General features: G+C 69.7%; 18 protein-coding genes, 3 tRNA genes, 1 rRNA gene and 1 riboswitch. Of the genes, 14 read left to right on the top strand and 8 right to left on the bottom strand.

Features of this window, described 5'->3' with window-relative positions; all coding sequences use genetic code 11:
• Positions 1-16 precede the first annotated feature (16 nt).
• A complete protein-coding gene (locus KBO27_RS20275; RefSeq protein WP_307870508.1) occupies positions 17-1,369 on the bottom strand; it encodes a GNAT family N-acetyltransferase in 1,353 nt (450 codons plus the stop codon).
• A 295-nt stretch (positions 1,370-1,664) separates the two neighbouring features.
• Here KBO27_RS20275 and KBO27_RS20280 point away from each other — a divergent pair, with 295 nt between their 5' ends.
• The 3 genes from KBO27_RS20280 to KBO27_RS20290 all read left to right on the top strand — a co-directional run bounded on the left by KBO27_RS20280 (position 1,665) and on the right by KBO27_RS20290 (position 4,227).
• Positions 1,665-2,603: a hypothetical protein gene (locus KBO27_RS20280; RefSeq protein WP_210971449.1), complete on the top strand. Its 939-nt coding sequence runs from the start codon at positions 1,665-1,667 to the stop codon at positions 2,601-2,603.
• 15 nt (positions 2,604-2,618) lie between these two features.
• Positions 2,619-3,008, top strand: coding sequence for a hypothetical protein (locus tag KBO27_RS20285; RefSeq protein ID WP_210971450.1), 390 nt, complete (start codon positions 2,619-2,621; stop codon positions 3,006-3,008).
• A gap of 100 nt (positions 3,009-3,108) precedes the next feature.
• Entirely contained in the window at positions 3,109-4,227 is a 1,119-nt protein-coding gene (locus KBO27_RS20290; RefSeq protein ID WP_210971451.1) for a polysaccharide pyruvyl transferase family protein, read from the top strand.
• Here the strand turns inward: KBO27_RS20290 and KBO27_RS20295 are convergent.
• The 4 genes from KBO27_RS20295 to KBO27_RS20310 form a co-directional block, all read right to left on the bottom strand.
• Complete coding sequence (locus KBO27_RS20295; RefSeq protein WP_210971452.1) at positions 4,218-4,487, bottom strand: hypothetical protein; 270 nt, start codon at positions 4,485-4,487, stop codon at positions 4,218-4,220. The two genes, KBO27_RS20290 and KBO27_RS20295, sit on opposite strands and share 10 nt — an antisense overlap.
• 223 nt (positions 4,488-4,710) lie before the next feature.
• Positions 4,711-5,421, bottom strand: a complete 711-nt coding sequence (gene tenA / locus KBO27_RS20300; RefSeq protein WP_210971453.1) for a thiaminase II — start codon at positions 5,419-5,421, stop codon at positions 4,711-4,713.
• 125 nt (positions 5,422-5,546) lie between these two features.
• Positions 5,547-6,344, bottom strand: coding sequence for a bifunctional hydroxymethylpyrimidine kinase/phosphomethylpyrimidine kinase (gene thiD / locus KBO27_RS20305; RefSeq protein WP_132674895.1), 798 nt, complete (start codon positions 6,342-6,344; stop codon positions 5,547-5,549).
• A riboswitch (TPP riboswitch) is annotated at positions 6,332-6,424 on the bottom strand. (Overlaps the previous gene by 13 nt.)
• 41 nt (positions 6,425-6,465) lie before the next feature.
• Positions 6,466-6,696, bottom strand: a complete 231-nt coding sequence (locus KBO27_RS20310; protein WP_210971454.1) for a biotin/lipoyl-containing protein — start codon at positions 6,694-6,696, stop codon at positions 6,466-6,468.
• A gap of 172 nt (positions 6,697-6,868) precedes the next feature.
• Between KBO27_RS20310 and KBO27_RS20315 the strand changes: the two genes are divergently transcribed.
• The 6 genes from KBO27_RS20315 (at position 6,869) to KBO27_RS20340 (ending at position 12,079) form a co-directional block, all read left to right on the top strand.
• Complete coding sequence (locus KBO27_RS20315; protein WP_210971455.1) at positions 6,869-7,609, top strand: hypothetical protein; 741 nt, start codon at positions 6,869-6,871, stop codon at positions 7,607-7,609.
• 238 nt (positions 7,610-7,847) lie between these two features.
• Entirely contained in the window at positions 7,848-8,045 is a 198-nt protein-coding gene (locus tag KBO27_RS20320) for a hypothetical protein (RefSeq protein WP_132674889.1), read from the top strand.
• A gap of 423 nt (positions 8,046-8,468) precedes the next feature.
• Positions 8,469-10,106 carry an AMP-binding protein gene (locus KBO27_RS20325; RefSeq protein WP_307870509.1) on the top strand — a complete coding sequence of 546 codons (1,638 nt, stop codon included), beginning with the start codon at positions 8,469-8,471 and terminating at the stop codon, positions 10,104-10,106.
• Between the two features lie 66 nt (positions 10,107-10,172).
• The gene (gene orn / locus KBO27_RS20330; protein WP_132678563.1) at positions 10,173-10,814 is read left to right on the top strand and encodes an oligoribonuclease; all 642 of its coding nucleotides are present in this window, start codon (positions 10,173-10,175) and stop codon (positions 10,812-10,814) included.
• 121 nt (positions 10,815-10,935) lie between these two features.
• A tRNA-His gene (locus KBO27_RS20335) sits at positions 10,936-11,008 on the top strand.
• Positions 11,009-11,269: 261 nt separating this feature from the next.
• Positions 11,270-12,079: an esterase/lipase family protein gene (locus KBO27_RS20340; RefSeq protein ID WP_210971456.1), complete on the top strand. Its 810-nt coding sequence runs from the start codon at positions 11,270-11,272 to the stop codon at positions 12,077-12,079.
• 66 nt (positions 12,080-12,145) lie between these two features.
• Here the strand turns inward: KBO27_RS20340 and KBO27_RS20345 are convergent, their stop codons facing one another.
• The gene (locus KBO27_RS20345) at positions 12,146-13,285 is read right to left on the bottom strand and encodes a L,D-transpeptidase (protein ID WP_210971457.1); all 1,140 of its coding nucleotides are present in this window, start codon (positions 13,283-13,285) and stop codon (positions 12,146-12,148) included.
• A gap of 326 nt (positions 13,286-13,611) precedes the next feature.
• Between KBO27_RS20345 and KBO27_RS20350 the strand changes: the two genes are divergently transcribed.
• From KBO27_RS20350 to KBO27_RS20370, 5 genes are all read left to right on the top strand, one after another.
• Positions 13,612-13,684 (top strand) — tRNA-Lys (locus KBO27_RS20350).
• Positions 13,685-13,835: 151 nt separating this feature from the next.
• Positions 13,836-13,908, top strand: a tRNA-Lys gene (locus KBO27_RS20355).
• 132 nt (positions 13,909-14,040) lie between these two features.
• Positions 14,041-15,027 carry a hypothetical protein gene (locus KBO27_RS20360; RefSeq protein WP_210971458.1) on the top strand — a complete coding sequence of 329 codons (987 nt, stop codon included), beginning with the start codon at positions 14,041-14,043 and terminating at the stop codon, positions 15,025-15,027.
• A 131-nt stretch (positions 15,028-15,158) separates the two neighbouring features.
• Positions 15,159-15,689, top strand: a complete 531-nt coding sequence (locus tag KBO27_RS20365; protein ID WP_210971459.1) for a DUF5134 domain-containing protein — start codon at positions 15,159-15,161, stop codon at positions 15,687-15,689.
• A gap of 134 nt (positions 15,690-15,823) precedes the next feature.
• Complete coding sequence (locus tag KBO27_RS20370) at positions 15,824-16,747, top strand: ABC transporter substrate-binding protein (RefSeq protein ID WP_210971460.1); 924 nt, start codon at positions 15,824-15,826, stop codon at positions 16,745-16,747.
• Between the two features lies 1 nt (position 16,748).
• On the opposite strand, the gene KBO27_RS20375 is transcribed toward KBO27_RS20370, so the two are convergent.
• Together KBO27_RS20375 and rrf are read right to left on the bottom strand one after the other, a co-directional pair.
• Positions 16,749-19,115 (bottom strand): glycoside hydrolase family 3 C-terminal domain-containing protein, encoded by a 2,367-nt coding sequence (locus KBO27_RS20375; RefSeq protein WP_210971461.1) that lies wholly within the window; start codon positions 19,113-19,115, stop codon positions 16,749-16,751.
• Between the two features lie 130 nt (positions 19,116-19,245).
• A 5S ribosomal RNA gene (gene rrf, locus KBO27_RS20380) occupies positions 19,246-19,362 on the bottom strand.
• Position 19,363: the final 1 nt, after the last annotated feature.

Raw genomic sequence — 19,363 nt, forward strand, 5'->3', positions numbered from 1 at the left:
ACCGCCTGACGTGGGACTACTCACCTGAACGTGGGAACACCATCAAGGCGGAGTTCTTGTTCGGCAAACCGACCTCTGCCGCCTGGGCGAACCCCGCCTTGCCGAACGCGCCCACCGAAGCTCCATTGTGGACATTCGGCTCGGCGACGACGCTGCGGCACGCCGGGTCCGCCGCCAGCAACCCCCGCGCGACGGCCTCCAGCAGAGCCGAACCCACGCCCCTGCCGATCGCGTCCGGCTCGCCGATGGCGATGTGCGCGCCCAGGTCGTGCGGGGCGTGCGAGTAGCAGCGGGCCAGCTTGTCCCGCTGCACGCGGTAGAGCTCCAGGTAACCGATGTCGCGGCCGTCGCGCGAGACGATGCACGGCACCGAGTGCTCCCCCGCGAGCTGCGTCGCGAGCTCATCGTGCCACTGCTTGAGGGGCCAGTCCTGGTTCCAGTTGACGGCGACGTGCTCGCGGTTCATCCAGCGGTGCACCAGCTCGACGTCCGGGCCGCCGTCGTCGCCGGCGATCGCCACCGGCCGCAGGCTCCAGCCGTCGCCGAGCTCGGGCAGCGGCACCCCGGGCACCGTCGCCGGCGGCTCCAGGCGCAGCGGGTTGCGGACCTCGAAGGCGATCGGACGGACCCGCACGGCACCGGTGTCGCCCCGGTAGCGCAGCTGCGAGCCGTTGAGCGCGGCGAGATCGGTCAGGGTCGGGCTGGTCAGCCAGTGCTCGATCAGGTCGGCGCTCCGCGGGTGCTGCTCGGCGATCGCACCGAGCCGCTTGGCCAGCTCGGCGAGCAGGTACTCCTCGTGCACCACACCGCGGCGGCCGAGCAGGCCGACGACCACCAGCGCACCCCGGCTGAGCAGGCGCGCGGTCAGCTCCGCGCGGTCCTCGCCGTCGGACGCGAGGACCCCTGGCAGCAGCCGCTCCTCGATGTGCCCGGTCAGCCAGCGCTGCGCCTCGGCGGCGTTGGACAGCGAGCGGCCGACGGTCACCAGGTCGTCGGGCAGCGGCAGCGGATCGACCTCGCGACGCGGCAGCGCGTCCAGCAGCCAGTCGACCAGCGTTCCCGACTCCGGCGCGTTGATCGGCGCGTCCGCCCGCGAGCGCGCCCGGGCGTCGGCCGAGCAGGCGGCGGCCAGCAGCGCCGGGTCCGCCGAGACCAGCGTCCGACCGGACTCGTCCAGCACGCCGATCGAGCCGAACCCGTGCGCACCGGTCGGCGAGTCGTAGACGACGTCGACGTGCAGCGACAAGGATGCGATGGTCAGCCGGAGCGGACCTTCGGCGACCGGCGTGTGGGTCTCGGCCAGCCAACGCCGCAACAGCACCGAGGCCCGTTGGTGCTGACGCCCGACCAGGTCGGCTCCGTGAGACACGCCGCGCTCCCTCCCAAGAGAATTTGTAAGCGGAGCCTAACCTAATCACTCCGTCGGGAGACAGGCCATCACCCGGAGATCGGGACTGATCGGGCCGACCGGACGAATCGGCGTCCTCCCACAACGTGCACAGTGGACAGATGCGTGTCAGCATCCTCGGACGTGGCAGCAAGACCACACGATTGATCAACACCTGATCCGGTGACGGTCGTTGTGTCTCGCTGGGCGTTGCCTGAACATCCGCCCTACTCTCCGATTCATCGAATGGGCCTACCGTCCGGAGAGGAGATCACCCATGGATGACGCCGACGCAGTCGTGCCGCTCCGGCCGGGTTTCGACATCCAGGTCCGCGGTTTCAGCCGCAACCAGGTCGTCGAGCACATCGAGCTCCTGGAAGACCAGCTGCGCATGGTCACCATCGACCGCAACGAAGCGGTCCGGTTGAACAACGACCTGCGCACGCTCTGCGACGACACCCGCAGGAGCCTGGACCGAGCCGAACAACGACTCAAGAGCATCGAGTCCTCCGACACGGGCCTGCCCGCCGCCTCCCAGCGCGTGCAGAACATGCTCGCGATCGCCGAGGACGAGGTGCAGACCCTGCGCGATCAGTCCAAGCGACAGGCCGAGATCATCCGCGGCACCGCGGAGACCGAGGCCCGAGCCCTGATCAGCGAGGCCGAGCGCGCCGCCGACGAACTCCGCGAGGAGTGCACCGAACTCGTCAACGACGTCGAGTCCCGGCGCGCGAAGCTGCAGCGCGAGCACGAGCAGAAGATCAGCGAGCAGCGCAGCCGCGAGTACCGGCTGCGCCAGGAGATCCGCAACGAGTACAAGCGGGTCATCGCCAACGCGCAGGAGGAATCCGACGCGCTGATCGCCGAGACCCGCAGGCAGTGCGGCCAGTGGGACGCCGAGTCCGAGCAGATGCGGCTGGAGGCGCTGGAGGAGATCCGCGTCGAGAAGCTGCGGCTGGAAGAGCTCCGGACCTCGGTGCTCGCGGCGATGGACAACGCCAAGCAGGTGCTCGACGAATCGGCCGCCACCGTGCGCGCCAAGACCGACACCATCACGACGCCGGAGCCCTCCGGCCCGGTCGAGCCGGAAGAGCACCGGTTGCAGCAGGTCACGCTGCCCGAGCAGCGCGACGACGTGCAGACCTACACGATCCCCATCGAGCCGCAGCACACCACCAACGGAGCGTCGAAGGCTCCCAGTGCGCGGCAGAACTGATCAGGGAGGCGGCTGGTGGAAATGCTGGTGCTGATGTTCGTGTGCGGTCTCGCGGTGGCCACGCTGGTGTTCTGGCCGCTGCTCCACCGCGCACGCCGCAAGACGACCGAATCGCAGCAGGCCGCTCCGCACGGCAAGCACGCGCTGAGGGCGACCTCGGCGCCGAAGGACTCCGCCACCACCCCGGAGGCGAGCGGCTCGGACGAGAAGACCGACCGCGAGGGTGACGGCGAGGCCACGCAGCCGGTGAAGATCGAGGCGACCGCACCGAAGCCCCGCGAACCGGAACCGATGGAGATGCCGGAGCTGCCGACCGACATCTTCGACGCCCGCTACCGGGCCCGGTTCAACCGCTCCCAGCGGCGCCTGGAGCGCATCCGCGCGGAGATCAGCAACGCCGGCTGACCCCGGCCGTCCCGCCCGTGCGGTGCGACATTGGTACGGGCATTTTGCCGGTTGCTAGGTTCGACGGCGAACCTAGCAACCTACGGCTGGAGTCTCCCAGGTGAAGAACCCGCCCCGGATCTACCTCGTCGCCACGACGGGCCACCCCAACTACGGCGACGAGCTCATCGCCGCGGCCTGGCTCAAGCACCTGGCGAAGGTGGCTCCCCACAGCGAGGTCTGGCTGGACTCCCCCAACCCCGGGCCCAGCTCCGTGCTGCTGTCCCACCTGCACCCGAACGTCAAGTTCACCGACACCTTCTGGCGGTTGTGCTGGGAGGCGCCCGACGACGAGCCGTGGTCGGTGGCGGCCTTCGTGCAGCACGCGATCCACAACCCCGGCCTGGCGCCGCGCTGGGTCGGCGGCATCGAGCTCGCCTCGCAGATGGACCTGTTCCACGTGATCGGCGGCGGCTTCATCAACGGCATCTGGCCGCGGCACATCGGCCTGCTCGCGGCCACCGCCGCCGCAGCGCACCGCTCCGGGGGCCGGGCGGTGATGACCGGGCAGGGCCTGTCGCCGATCGCCGAGGGCGCCGAGCCGCTGCTGCGCAGCCTCGCCGAGCAGTTCGAGGTCGTCGACGTCCGCGACGAGCCGTCGGCGGCGCTGCTGATCGAACCCTCGGTCACCGGTGACGACATGTTCTTCGGCATCGAACCCGGGCTCTTCCGCACCGATGATGACGACATCCGCGACGTCGTGGTGTGCATGCAGTCGGACCTGCTCGACGAGTCGGTGCCCGCGCTCGCCGGATTCCTGCTGGACACCCTGCGCGAGTGGCGGGTCAAGCCCGAGCAGGTGGCCTTCGTGGAGGGCATCCCGCGCGCCGACCGGGAGGTGTTCTCGCTGGTCGAGCACGACCTGCCGGGTGCCCGCTTCCACGCCTTCGACGAGATCATGCGCGACGGCCTGCCCGCCAAGCCCGGGCAGCGGTGGCTGTCGACGCGGTTCCACCTGCACCTGCTGGCCGCCGCCGCGGGCGCGAGCGGGGTCGCGGTGTCGATCAACTCCGGTTACTACACGAACAAGCACCGGTCGTTGATCGACCGCGGTTCCGGCTGGGAGCTCAGCGAGGGCCTGCGGATTCCGTCGAGCCCGAGCGCCGGCGGCTTCAGCTCCGCCGCGCTGCGCGAGTTGCAGCAGCGCAAGGCGGCGCTGGCGAAGGCGATCTACGGCTGAGCGACCCGGTCCTGCTCGATGCGCACGGTCTCGGCGAGCGCGTTGGTCTCCTCCGGGGTGCGCGACTCGGGGATCTCGCACTCCGGGGCTTCGGGCTCGACAGCGGACTGCGGCCAGATCTGGGGCGCCTCGATGCCGGGGAGCAGCTGCGCGGACTCGGGGGTCTCGCGAACGTCCCTGCGACGGTCAGCGATGTAGAACGGCGCGGCGGCCAGGATCGGGACCGACATGCCGAGAAAAACGATCAGAAGTGAAGACATTGCCCCAGAACTCCATCCACGCCTGCGGAAGATTCCGCCACTCACAACGCCCTGCTAGGACAGGGGGCTCGCCCAGCATGTCGCTGTGCGAGCCACTTCGTTAACACCCCAAGATTGTGTCACGCATCACAAAATGAATCACGCTGTGGTGTGGTGCGAAACGAATGACGGCCCGCCGCTCGCGGCGAGCCGTCATCGGTGTTTCCGAGACGCGAAACGCTTGTCACGCAAGGAATTTCGCAGTGGGCCAGGTTTCCTTGACCCACGCGCCGTTCCAGAACACCCACTCGTACTCGGTCGCCCGGGTGAACGCGGCGAACATCTGCTCGCGCGTCGCGTCGTCCGAGCGCGCCGCGACCCTGTCGACGAGCTCCCGAGCGGCCAGCACGGCCTCGGCGAACTCGTCGTCGGCGTAGGTGGTGATCCACGCCTTGTAGGGGTGGCTCTCGATGTCACCGGTGGCGTCGAGGATCTTGCTGCCGACGTACTGGTACACCCAGAAGCACGGCAGGATCGCCGCCAGCAGCACCGGGTACGACTCGGTCAGCGCGCAGGCGCGCAGGTAGGACGTGTAGGCCAGGCACGACGGCGAGGTGTCCACACCGGAGATCTCCTCGTCGGTCAGGCCGAACTCGGCGACGTAACCGGCGTGCAGCCGCCGCTCCTCCACCAGCGCGGCCTGCGCGGCCCCGGCGAGGAACGCCGCGTCGGACGCGTCATCGGCCCTGGTCGCAGCCGCCGACAGCGCCTGCGCGAAGCCGACCAGGTAGCGCGCGTCCTGCACGATGTAGAAGGCGAAGACGTCCCGCTGAAGGCTGCCGTCGGCCAGCGCCTTGTTGAACGGGTGGTCCACGATCGCCTGCTGCAATCCAGCGGTGCGCTCCCAGGCCTGGGAGCAGAACCCTCCGGCGGGCGGAGCGGGCAACGTGCTCATGAGAACCCCTCACAGAAATCGGAATCTCGGGTGCGGTGGCGCAGCTGCGGGCGTCGTGGTCCGAACTGTCCGGCCGAAGCGGACTTCGACCACGGGCGGTTCGGACCGAGACCGCCCTCAGCCGCTCACCACCACTGGTGGAAGTGGTGCACCGGGCCGTGGCCGTGGCCGACGTCGAGGCGTTCCGAGGCGCGCAGGGCCTCGGTGAGGTACCGCTTGGCCTCGCGGACGGCCTCCAGCCAGTCCGCGCGCTGCGGGCGCAGCGCCGCGATCGCCGCCGAGAGCGTGCACCCGGTGCCGTGGTCGTTGGTGGTGGCCACCCGCTCGCTGCTGAGGAACTCCGCCAGGCCGTCGCCGTAGAGCAGGTCGACGCTCGACTCACCGCTGAGGTGCCCGCCCTTGAGCAGCACCTGCTTGGCGCCCAGCGCGGCCAGCCGCTCGGCCTGCGCGGGCATCTCGTCGGGACCGCCGATCTCGGCTTCGCCGAGCAGGTCAGCCGCCTCCGGCAGGTTCGGCGTGATCAGGTCCACCCTCGGCAGCAGCTCGTCGCGCAGCGCGCCGACGGCCTCCGGAGCGAGCAGCCGGTCACCGCTCTTGGCGACCATGACGGGGTCGAGCACCACGAACGGGGGCGAGTAGCGCTCCAGCACGGCCGTGACCGCGCGGATGACCTCGGCGTTGGCGAGCATGCCGATCTTGACCGCGTCCACCCGGACGTCGTCGAGCAGCGTCACCAGCTGGTCGGTGATGAAGTCCGGCGGGACCTCCTGCACCCGGCTCACCCCGGTGGTGGTCTGCGCGACCAGCGCGGTGATCACCGACATGCCGTAGGCGCCGTTGGCCGAGAACGCCTTGAGATCAGCCTGGATTCCGGCACCGCCGCTGGGGTCGGTCCCGGCGATGGTCAGCACATTGGGAGCCATGACGTCCCTCCGCTAGTACGAGCTAGGTCAGGTTCAACGGGTCTGTTCTCAGCCCTGGCAGGGCACCCCGCGTCACTGGCACCAACCTAACAACCCCGGGCAAGCCCCCGGGCCGCGCGGTTCACTCGATCAACCCGATCACCTGGCCGACCTGGAGCGCCTCGCCCGGCCGCACCTGGTGCCACAGAGTTCCCGTGGCCAGCGCCGACACCCGGATCCCGGCGCCGTCGGCCTCGGCCGGACGCAGCTCGGCCAGCGACTGGCCCACCCGCACCCGGCTCCCGTCGGAGGCCAGCCAGCGCACCAGCAGCCAGCAGGCCGGGCCCGCGCCCGGCAGGTGAAGATCGGTCATCCGTGCCCCCGGCTCCCCAGACCTGCGAGAATGCGACGAATGCCGCAGCGGATGAGCCCACCGGAGGGAAAAGCCACCCCGATGGAGCAGTGCGACCGCGATCGATTTCACACCGTGAAAGCCCCCACCGGAAGGCAAGGTCATCCTTCGCAGCGGACTAAAGTGGAGGGCGATGGAAACCACGACCGATGCCCCAGGCTTCGCCCGCTCGCGCCGGCAGCGTCCTGAACAGGACCCCGCGCAGATCTGGGCGCCGCTAGCGGACCTGACCGAGGCCGCCGTCGCGGCCGCCGGATCGGGGACGGTGGCGATCACCCGCGGTTTTGACCGCAACAGCCGTCAGCGCGCCAAGGCACTGCGCGATCTGCTGGCCCGGCGCGACGTGCCCGCGATCGAGGTCACGCCCGCCCCGGGCAGCGACCGGTTGCTGGCCGACGTGGCGGTCAGCGCCGTGGTCAACCTGATCGGCGCCGGTTCGTGGCAGCCCTACCGGCTCGCCGCGCAGCTGCGCGCCCCGGTGCTGACCCCCAAGCCCGGCACCGAGCCGGGTGACGAGGTCACGCGCGATGTCATCGCCCTGGCCGGCGAGGAGTCCGGCAAGCGCGACGTCGCGATCTCGCACGTCGCGGTGCGCGGCGACAAGCCCACCGAGGGCCGGCTGGCCGTCTCCTTCGACGGCACCGAGCAGATCATCGAAGGCGGCTGGCTGACCGCCACCGTGACCGGCGACCAGCTCAGCGTGCAGTTCGGCGGCCAGGGGCTGGACGAGCGGTCGATCAACACCGGCGAGATCCGCATCGAGGCGTCCGACGCACCGCACCGCCTGGTGCGCGACGAGCTCCCGATCGCCGACTTCGAGGGCGCGGTCGTGCTCTCCGCCGAGCCCGCTGGGCTGAAGGTGCGTCCGGTCTGACGGTTTCTTGACCCGGACGAGTGTCGTCGGCTAACAGCGTTCGCTCAGGGGCGATTCCCGGTTGTGGGGGTCGCCCCGAGTTGCGTTCGGGCCCGCGAACCCGGCCGTGACCGCGCACACTTTCCCGTTGTTTCGGCGAAGTGCCGTCACGCCCCTCGGATCGGTGCGTCCCTCCACCAGGAGCGCGCGCTGCGCGGCTCCACCGCACCAAGCGGATCGGCACAGGGAGGCTGGGACTGTGGGGCCCAACCAGGAGTGGCACGTCAGTTGCCGCGACGTCGCCGGACGGCGACGAGACATGTCGGTGTTCGTCAACCACGGCCGGGTCGTCATCGTCGCGCCGCCCGGGGAGACCGCGGTGCTCTCACCGCTGGAGGTCGGCCGCCTGCGCGCGGCCCTGCGCGACGCGGTGGTCACCGCCGCGGGCGTCGACTAGGAACTGTTGAGGGATGCGGCGGAACCGCTGCCTCAGGCGTGGGACTCAGTCGGCACCGCCGCGGGTTCTTCAGCGGTTTCGTGGCGAGTACGCCGCGACGCCGTGCATCGGCATGCATCAGGAATGGCGCACGGAGTCCACGAAGCGCTCAGGTTCCGCCACTGGCACCGCCGAGCAAAGCAATTCCTCGAAGATCCCAGGTAGCTGGGGGTCGGCGCGGCGGGAGAGGCTCCCCCTTCCCCGCCGCGCCGCCTAACGTCCCCATCGCCTCTGGCGGTGGGCCTTCAGGAGCGGCGAGGAGGGGAGCCGCTCCGCCCTCTCGCACTCGCGGAACCGGGATACTCGACACGGAGGACTTGGCCGGGAGGATTACTCACGGCACAATCTACTCCCGAGTAGGTTTCACGGACGAGGGGTGACCGAGTGAGCGTTTTGCGGCGACTGCCCAGTTTTCTTACCAACCACGCCGCACCGGCACTGCACACCTTGTTCGTGCTGGTCAAACAAGGCGTCGTCCGGCCCATGCGGCCGGACAAGCTGGTGCGCATCGCGCTGGCCTACCGCCGGTGGGGCATCACCCTGCCGCTCGGCTTCGCCGTCGGCGCCGCCCGCCACCCCGATCGCCCCGCTGTGATCGACGAGCGCGGCGCGCTCAGCTACGCCGAACTCGCCACCCGCACCACCCGCCTGGCCGCCGCGCTGCGTGACCGCGTGCCCGGCAAGACCCGCATCGGCGTGCTCACCCGCAACCACCACGGACCCGTCGAGGTCATCGTCGCCGCGGCCAAGCTCGGCGTCGACGTGGTGCTGCTCAACGTCGGGCTCAGCACCCGCCAGCTCGCCGACGTGCTCGCCGAGCAGGACGTCAGCGTGCTCGTCCTCGACGAGGAGTTCGCCGGGCACCTGCAGGACCTGCCCGGCGACCTCGACGTCGTCCTCGGCTGGGCCGACGGACCCACCGAGCACAACACCCTCGACCACCTCATCGCCACCGGCACCGGCAAGCAGGTGCCCCGGCCCAAGCGGCACTCGCGGCTGATCGTGCTCACCTCCGGCACCACCGGCACGCCCAAGGGCGCCCGCCGCCCCGACCCGCCGAGCCTGAACCCGGCCGGCGCGGTGTTCTCCCGCATCCCGCTGCGAGCGGGCGAGCGCGTGCTGCTCAGCGCTCCCCTGTTCCACACCTGGGGCATCGCCGGGTTCCAGCTCTCCGCCGTCCTCGGCGCCACCCTGGTGCTGCGCCGCAAGTTCGACGCGATCGACACGCTGCGCACCATCCAGCGGCACCGCGTCGGCGGCATGTTCGGCGTCCCGGTCATGCTCCAGCGGATGCTCGACCTGCCCGCCGAGGAGCGCGAGCGCTTCGACACCTCATCGCTGCGCGTCGTGGCCGCCAGCGGCTCCGCGCTGCCCGGTGACCTGGCCACGACGTTCCAGCGCGCCTTCGGCCCGGTCCTCTACAACCTCTACGGCTCGACCGAGGTCTCGTGGGTGAGCATCGCCACCCCCGCCGACCTGCGGGCCGCACCGTCCTCGGCCGGGCGGCCGCCGCGCGGCACCACCGTGCGCATCCTCGACGACAGCGGCGAACCCGTCCGCCGCGGCGAGACCGGCCGGATCTTCGCCGGCAACGACATGCTGTTCGACGGCTACACCAACGGCAACAGCCGCGAACGCCGCGAAGGGCTCATGTCCACCGGCGACCTGGGCAGGTTCGACCACTCCGGGCGGTTGTTCATCGCAGGCCGCGAGGACGACATGATCATCTCCGGCGGCGAGAACATCTACCCCAAGGAAGCCGAGGACGCCATCGTCGGCATCGACGAGGTCTCCGAAGTCGCCGTCATCGGGGTCGACGACGCCGACTTCGGCCAGCGCCTGGCCGCGTTCGTCGTCCCGCGCGAGAAGGGCTCCATGGACGCCGACCAGGTGCGCGACCACGTCCGCAGCCGGGTGTCGAAGTTCGCCGTCCCCCGCGACGTGATCTTCCTCGACGAGCTCCCCCGCAACGCCACCGGCAAGGTCGTCCCCCGCGAACTCCGGACGCACCTCGACGGGTAGCCCCGAAGCTTGCGATCCCGACACTCTTCCCGCGATCAACCGGTCGCGGGAGTTAGGCTGCGTCGAGTGAATGACCGTCTAGTGTGGATCGACTGCGAAATGACCGGGCTGGAGCTCGGCAAGGACGCGTTGATCGAGATCGCCGCCCTGGTCACGGACGCGGACCTCAACATCCTCGGCGAAGGCGTGGACATCGTCATCCACGCCGACGACGACGCCCTCTCGGGCATGCCCGAAGTCGTGCGCGACATGCACGACCGCTCGGGGCTCACCGAGGAGGTCCGCGCATCCCAGGTGACCCTCGCCGAAGCAGAGCAGCAGGTCCTGGAGTACATCCGGCAGTACGTGCCCGACGTGCGGTCCGCGCCGCTGGCGGGCAACTCCATCGCCACCGACCGCGGGTTCATCGCGCGCGACATGCCGCAGCTCGACGCGCACCTGCACTACCGGATGGTCGACGTCTCCTCCATCAAGGAGCTCTGCCGGCGCTGGTACCCGCGCATCTACTACGCGCAGCCGGAGAAGGGGCTCGCCCACCGCGCGCTGGCCGACATCCGCGAATCCATCCGCGAGCTCGCGTACTACCGGCGCACTGCGTTCGTCCCGCACCCCGGCCCGAGCAGCGAGCAGGCCCAGGCCGTCGCCGCCGAACTGCTCAGCGACCCCGGAGGGGTCAGCGGGACCACGCGAGCCCGCGAGCAGTCCTGAGGCCCCGCTGAGCTGCTCGGACGCGAAAACCGGAGGCGGTGGAAATCCCGTGGCGGGCACACGCTAAGATGGTTTCCGTTGCTCCGGACGGGGCCCGCCAGGGCCGGTCCGAGCGGCCGAGGTGGGTGTAGCTCAGTCGGTAGAGCACTGGGTTGTGGTCCCAGGAGTCGCGGGTTCGAATCCCGTCACTCACCCTTTGAGTAGAACTCCGGCCGATCGCCAGAAATGGTGGTCGGCCGGAGTTTTTTCGCGCTGCGCCCGATTTCGGGAGCGAATTCGCGCACCCCCTTCCGCTCGATCGGAGAAGCCCTCGACCGGCGTTCGGGCAGGTCAGATCATCGACGTCCCGCTTGACACCGGTCGCGCTCCGGGCTAAGAACCTCTGCACGGTAACCCGTTCGGCCCCGTGCCCAGCGGCGTTCGGAGCATTCCCGGCTACTGGAAGGAACGACCGCATGCGGCACCGAGGGCTGCCAGCACTGCTCGCACTGGCGATCGCGACCGCGCTGCTCGGATCCGGCACCGCGCACGCCGCCCCGGTGGGCGTCCCACCGCCCGGGGCCAACGACTGGAGCTGCGTGCCCAGCCCCGAACACCCGCGGCCGGTCGTGCTCGTGCACGGCACCTTCGAGAACATGGCCAAGAACTGGTCGCTGCTGTCCCCGCAGATCAAGCAGGCGGGCTACTGCGTGTTCGCGCTGGACTACGGCAACAACGCCACGGGCCGCGTCGAGAACTCCGCGCAGGAACTGGCGTCCTTCATCGACGAGGTCCTCGCGGCGACCGGCGCGAGCCAGGTCGACCTCGTCGGGCACAGCCAGGGCGGCATGATGCCCCGCGCGTACCTGAAGTCCCTGGGCGGCGCCGCGAAGACCGGCGAGCTGATCGGGATCGTCCCGTCGAACTACGGCACCACCACTCCGCTGGTCGCCCCGGCGGGCGTCGTCTGCGAGGCCTGCACCCAGCAGATGCAGGGATCGCCGTTCCTGGCCGACCTCAACGCCGGTGACGACACCCCGGACGGCCCCGACTACACGGTCGTGACCACCCGCTACGACGAGGTGGTCACCCCGTACACCAACGCCTTCCTCCACGACGGCCCCGCAGGTGACCTGACCAACATCACCGTGCAGGACGCGTGCCCGAACGACCTCGCGGAGCACGACCAGAGCCCGAACGACCCGGTGGTGGTGCAGTGGGTGCTGCACGCGCTCGACCGCGAAGGACCCGCCGACCCCGGGTTCCAGCCGAACTGCCTGCTCTGACCGCCTCGACCGGGAAGGAGAAAGCGACTGCGCCGGGCTCCGGCGCAGTCGCTTCGCTGGTGAGGGCTACTTGTTGCCCTTCTGCCACTCGTTCCACGGGATCTGCCAGTCCCCGAAACCGTCCCAGGAGCGGAGGTTCGGGCCGCCGGAGTTGGTGATCTCGACCACGTCGCCCTTCTTGAGCAGGTTGAAGATCCACTCCGCGTTGGCGTTGTTCATGTTGATGCACCCATGGCTGACGTTGCGGTGGCCCTGGTCGCCCACCGACCACGGAGCCGCGTGCAGGAACTCGCCGCCGTTGGAGATGCGGACCGCCCACTCGACCTCCGTCTGGTAGCCACCGGCCTCCAGCGGCAGCCCGTAGGTCGTCGAGTCCATCAGCTTCTTGCGGTGGTGCTCGGTGACCACGTGCACGCCGTTGTTCGAGGGGAACTCCGGCTTGCCCAGCGACACCGGCATCGTCCGGATGACCTGGCCGTTCTTCTCCACGCTCATCTGGTGCGACGCGCCGTCGGCCTTGAGCACCACGCGGTCGCCGATGGTGATGGTGGCCTTGCGGTCCTCCTCACCCCACAAACCCGGACCGAACTCGCGGCCGTAGGCGTCCACCGCGATCGAGATCTTGGTGCCCGCCTGCCAGTAGTCCTTGGGCCGCCAGTGCACCTCGCGGCTGTTGAACCAGTAGAAGGCTCCCTCGACGACCGGCTCGGTGGCGATCTTGATCGCCTCCTCCGCCTTCCGCTTGTCCGGAGCGGGCGCGTTGCTGCTGAAGCGGAACACCAGCGGCTGACCGACACCGACGGTCTCGCCGTCCAGCGGGATCATCGACACGTAGGTCTGCGACTTCGGGTCGATCGTGGTGAAGGTCGACTGCTGCGTGATGGCCGGGCCGCCCTCGCCCTGCGCCGTCACCGCCAGCGTGTAGGTCTTGCCGTAACCGGCCTTCTCGGTCGACGACCAGCTCGCGCCGTCCGGGGACACCTGCCCCGGCACCTGCTTGCCGTCGGAGTTGGTCAGCGTCGCGTTCACGATCCGGCCGCCGCTGACGTTCGCGGTCACCGGAGCCGCCGGCGACACGTCCTTGGCCCCGTTCGGCTGCGCGAACCGCACCACCGGAGCCGCCGGGCCCTGGTCCTGCCCGGCCTCCACTCCCCCGCCGCCGCTGCACCCGGCGACCAGCAAACCCACCAGCCCGACGACCGACATGGTCGTCAGCCGCCTAACCCGCGAGAAAGCCCCGACCGGGTTACGCCTTTTCCTCATTGGCAACTATCCGTCCCGTCACAAACCACACCTGCGCCTGAACACCAGTGTGCCGTAATCACCCGACCGTGCGTGCAGCGACCGGGTCCGCACTCAGTGTCATATTCCCTGTGCTCCGGCCACCTCCACGCACGTCCGGTGGACGTGCGGCGGGGCACCGGGGTTGCCCTCGACCGACGAGGAGACCCCCTGCCGAGGGAGCCGACGGCCCGTGCTAATGTTTTCGACGTCGCCAGGGAGACCGAACGGAAACCCCGGGGGACGCGCTAGCGCCAATAGCTCAACTGGCAGAGCAGCTGACTCTTAATCAGCGGGTTCGGGGTTCGAGTCCCTGTTGGCGCACAGCAAACGAAAGGCCCGCCTCATCGGCGGGTCTTTTTCATTTCCCGATACCGCTCCGACGAATATGACCGCGAGCACGATCGGACCTGCTGCACAGGCCGTTCCGAGCGCGTGCTAATCTTTTTCGCGTTGCCGGGGAGACCCGGGGCCAGCGCCAATAGCTCAACTGGCAGAGCAGCTGACTCTTAATCAGCGGGTTCGGGGTTCGAGTCCCTGTTGGCGCACAGCGAAAGAAGACCCGCCCCATCGGCGGGTCTTCTTTCATTCGGCAGCCGGATCTCTCCGGCACGTGAAAGCGGCGGGACAGCGGCCGGCGGGACTCTGGCGTGGTTCACCAGGACCACCCCGGAGGAATCATGAAGATCCCGCTCGCGATGGCATCCGCAGGAGCACTCCTCCTCGCCGCCACCACCGTCTCCACGACCCAGGCCGCGGCGACCGACGAGCTCGAATGGGTCTGCGCGGTCACCGCGCGGGAGCAATCGCTGCTGCTGCCGGGCGAGGCCGTCGACCGGCTGGTCGCCGAGGCCCCGTCCTACCGCGGCCCCTGCGCCGAGTACGGCGAGTCCGCACCGCTCGGCGACGGCCGGATCACCGCCTACACCCAGTTCCTCGACTCGCGCCCGGTGTCCCTCGGCGTGCGGATGTCGGACGCGAGCTTCAGCGGGTTGCCGCACGACCCGCCGACCGATGGAACGCTGTGCTTCGACAAGGACGGGGACGGCAGCACCGATCCGGTCCACGAGTGCTCGGGCGGCTACGGGCAGAAGCTCGAACTCGGCGAACGCGCCCGGCAGCAACCCGATTTCCCGTTCACCTACGTCCTCAACAACTGGAACCCGCACGGGCACATCCCGCTCGGGGTCTACGACAAGCCGCACTACGACGTCCACTTCTACCTCAACGACAACGCCGAGCGGCTGGCGATCCGCACCGGCCCGTGCCCGCAGCTGGTGCACTGCGACGACTACGAGCTGGGCAAGCGGCTGCCCGATTCCCGCTACGTGCCGGCCGATTTCACCGACGCCGACGCGATCGAGCCCGCGATGGGCAACCATCTGATCGACCGCACCGCACCGGAGTTCAACGGACAGCCGTTCCGGCACACCTGGGTCCACGGGGTCTGGAATCGCGAGGTCACCTACTTCGAACCGATGATCACCTCGGAATGGCTCGACGGGCTGCGCACCGGAGCCGTCGAGGACGGCTGCTACGACCGCAAGCTCCCGGCCGCGTGGCAGAAGACCGGCTGGTACCCCACGACCTACTGCACACGGCACAGCGAGACCCGCCACGAGGTGTCGGTCTCGCTGGAGAACTTCGTCCACCGCACGGCATCATGACCGTCCACTGAGGACCCGACCACGCCTGGTCACCACCGCTTCGGCGAAGTCCGCCCGCAAGGCGGTATCTGCGGACATCGCGTGGCACCAACAATCGATCGCGCACGCGGCTCCGGCGACGGTGGAGGGCCATGTTCGAGCAGGTCATGACCGGCGCGGTCGTCGCGGCGACGGTGACCGCGCTGGTGCGGCTCGGAATCGTCCACCGCAACCGCGAACACCCCTGCCACGTCGACGTCGCCCAGCTGATGATGGGCCTGGGCATGGTCGCGATGCACGTGACGCCGTCACCGCTGCTCGCCGCACCGTTCCTCGTTCTCGCCTGCTGGTTGGGCTTTCGCGCGGCGCGGCTGCGCACCGGCTCGCACCTGCACCACGCGATCGGAGCGCTGGCGATGGTCTACATGTTCGCCGGGCAGCAGTCCGGGGCCGCCGGAGCGCCGTTGGTCACGGCGGGCCACCACCACGCTTCCGTCACGATCGCGGCGCAGGCCCCGGGTTTCGCGCACCCGCTGCTGGCCTGGTGCCTGATGGCCTACTGCGCGCTGGCAGCGGGCTTCGCCGCCACCGACCTGGTGCGCACTCCGCCGCCGCGTGCGCGATCCCTGGTCGAGCTGGCGCTGTCGGCTGCGATGGCCCACATGTTCCTGGTGATGCTCTAGAAAGTCCCCGGTAAGCACCCGCTGACAGTTTTCCCTGCTAATGATCAGTATTACAAGCCACCACTCTGGTCACCCACCGGTGGACAGGTTAGGCTACCCAAACTTTTGCACGATTCCGACAGATTGGGTGCCTCATGCTGCGCCATCGCAGACTCATCGCGGCGCTGTCCGCCGCGTTCGCCCTGGGCATCGCCGGTTGCGGCACGCCCGCGCCCGAGCAGCCCGCTCCCGCCCAGAGCCGCGTCGTCCAGCACGCCAAGGGCCAGACCACCATCGCCGGAACACCGCAGCGCGTGGTCGTTCTCGACACCGGCGAGCTGGACTCCGTGCTGGCGCTCGGCGTGAAGCCGGTCGCGACCGTGCTGCCCGACGCCAACACCCAGCTCCAGCCGTACCTGGCGCAGAAGGCGGGCAACCCCCAGATCGTCGGCACCATCGGCTCCCCCAACCTTGAGCAGATCGCCGCCCTCAAGCCGGATCTGATCCTGTCCAGCAAGACCCGCGACGACGAGCACTACGAGGCGCTGAGCAAGATCGCCCCCACCGTCTTCGCCCAGACCGTGGGCAAGACGTGGAAGGAGAACTTCCTGCTGGACGCCGAAGCGCTCGGCAAGCGCGCGGAGGCCGACCGGATCCTCGCCGACTACCAGGCCCGCGCCGCCGAGATCGGCAAGCAGGCCGCCGGGCGCAAGGTCAGCATGCTCCGGTTCATCCCCGGTGACATCCGGCTCTACAACAAGGGATCGTTCATCGGAACCATCCTCGCCGACGCGGGCTTCAACCGCCCGGACAACCAGCTCGCCGACAAGACCTTCACCAAGCTCAGCCGCGAGCAGATCTCCCAGGCCGACGGCGACATGCTGTTCTACGCCGCCTACGGCGACAACGCCCGCCAGCAGATGAGCCAGGTGACCGGCTCGGTGCAGTGGACCACCCTCGGCGCGGTGCGCGCGGGCCAGGCCATCGAGGTGCCCGACGACACCTGGTACCTGGGCCTGGGCCCGCTCGCCGCCAACCTGGTGCTCGACGACCTGGAGAAGTTCGTCGCCAAGAAGTGAGTCAGCGCCCGGCGTCGAGGCGGAGATCGCCGGAGCTCGGACCCACGCGCACGTCCTGCGCGCCCGGCTCGACCTCCACCGTCACCTCCACCTCGGCCCCGGGTTCTGCCTCGGCCACCGCGAAACCGACCAGCCGCAGCGGATCCGCGGTGTAGACCTGCACGACCTCGCGGCCGGCGCGGTCACCGGTGTTGCGCAGCTTCACCGCGACCGCGTCGCCGTCGAGCGTCGCCTCGTCGTACGACCACGTCGTGTAGCCCAGCCCGTGCCCGAAGCTGAAGCCGGGCGTGACGCCCCGAGCGGCGTAGGCGCGGTAGCCGATCAGCGGCCCTTCCTCGTAGCTCAGCTCGCCGTCGACGGGCTGCACGCCCGGCAGCGGCACCGGCACGTCCGCGAGCGCCGCGGGCAACGTCGTGGGCAGTCTGCCGCCCGGCTCCGCGGTTCCCAGCAGAACGTCGGCCAGCGCGTCGCCGTACTCCTGACCGCCGAACCACGTCCACAGCACCGTCGGCGCGTCCGCCGCCCACGGCATCAGCACGGGACCACCCGCGTTGACCACCACGACGGTGTTCGGGTTGGCCGCGATCACCTTCGCCACCAGCTCGTTCTGCGGGCCGGGCAGGTCCAGCGAGTTCCGGTCCCGGCCCTCCGTCTCGACCTCGTCGTTGGTGCCGACCACGACCACCGCGACATCGCAGTCCCGCGCAGCCCGCAACGCGGCCTCCAGCTCCGTCGCGTCGTCCCAGCGCTCCGGCCGGTGGCCAAGACCCACGCAGATCAGGTCCGCGTCGACCTTCAACGGCGTGAACTCCACCGCCAGGCGAACGCGCCCCTCCTCGTCCAGGTCCGATTCCACCAGCACGACGTTGAAGCGCTGCTCCGGCGGCGCCAGCATGTCGCCCAGCGGATCGTCGACCTCGCTGCTGCTCCTGACGTTGGCGGACAGCACCTCACGACCCGAGACCTCGACGCGGAAGTTCCCGGTGCCGTTCACGCCGAACACGTGCTCACCGACCTCGGCGGTGAGCCTCCCGCTCATCCGGAGCTTCCTGGTGCCCTCCGGCATCGCACCCAGCTGCCACGTCAGCCGCTCGGTGCCGCGCAGTTCGGTGTCGAGCACCTGGCCCTCGTCCCCGAGGTACTCCACACGCAGACCGCTGCCGTCGCCCTGCGGGTCGAGCACCAGCTCGGGCGGGATCGGATCGAGCAGCCGCCGGTGCCGCACTCCGCGCTGGTACTGGACATCGGCGTTCGGCAGGGCCCTGCGGATGCCGTCCAGCGGAGTCACCACGTGCGGCGGGCTGACGTGCGAGGAGCCCCCGCCCTGCACCGCGGGGAACGTGGCGTTCTCTCCGATCACCGCGACCTTGGTGACCTCCTGATCCAGCGGGAGCAGCGCGTTGTCGTTGCGCAGCAGCACGAACCCGCGCGCCGCCAGCTCCCGGATCGAGGCACGTGCCTGTTCCGGCGGGGCTTCCACGGCCTTCTGCTCGCCCTCGCCCTCGCCCAGGGCGCCGACGCGGTCCGCCAGGCGCAGCAGCCGCAGCACCTTGTCGTCGATGACCGACTCCTCGACCTCACCGTCCTGGACCGCCTTCGCCAGGGCGCCATCGGCCCACGGGCTCTTCGGCCCCGGCATCGCCAGGTCCAGCCCCCCGTTGGCCGCACCGGCGCAGGACCTGGTGGCGAACCAGTCGGAGACCAGCACGCCGTCGAAGCCCCACTCGCCCTTGAGGACGTCGTTGACCAGCGCGGAGTGCTCGGTCATCGTGTGGCCGTTGACCGAGTTGTAGGCGGCCATCATCGCCCAGGGCTGCGCTTCGTCGACGATGCGCCGGAACGGTGCCAGGTAGCAGTCCCGCAGCGTCGACTCGTCGATCACCGCGTTGTAGGTGAGCCGTTCGGTCTCGCTCTCGTTGCCGACGTAGTGCTTGGGCGTGGCGGCCACACCGCGCGACTGGATGCCGGCGACGATCTCCGCACCGATCACGCCGGTCAGCAGCGGATCCTCGGAGAAGTTCTCGAAGTGCCTGCCGCCGAACGGGCTCCGGTGCAGGTTGATCGTGGGTGCGAGCACGACGTGCACCCCGCGCCGGACGGCCTCGTCACCGAACAGCTCGCCGGCCCGTCGCACCGACGCGCGGTCCCAGGTCGCAGCCAGTCCCGACGCGACCGGGAGCAGCAGCGAGGTGTCGCGCTCGTCCCAGGTCGTGCCGCGCACCCCGTTCGGGCCGTCCGACAGCACCAGCCGGCGCAAGCCGATCTTCGGCATCGGGTGCAACGTCCAGAAGTCGGCACCGGTCAGCAACCGGGCCTTCTCCTCCACCGTCAGCTTCTCCAGCAACGATCGGAGGTCTTTCTCATCCACTCCCGTGCCCCTTCCGCCCGGACTCCGGCGACCAAGTCTCAAGCACGGAAACGACCTTGTCGAGCGGAGAGACGAAAAAGCGGGGCCGGTTGATCCTGCTCGGATCAACCGGCCCCGCTCATAAGGATTGTGTCGGCGGTGTCTTACTCTCCCACACCCTAGCGAGTGCAGTACCATCAGCGCTGGGGAGCTTAGCTACCGGGTTCGGAATGGGACCGGGCGGACCCTCCCCGCCATCGCCACCGACA

The organism is Saccharopolyspora endophytica (genome assembly GCF_018070075.1).
Taxonomy (GTDB): domain Bacteria; phylum Actinomycetota; class Actinomycetes; order Mycobacteriales; family Pseudonocardiaceae; genus Saccharopolyspora; species Saccharopolyspora endophytica.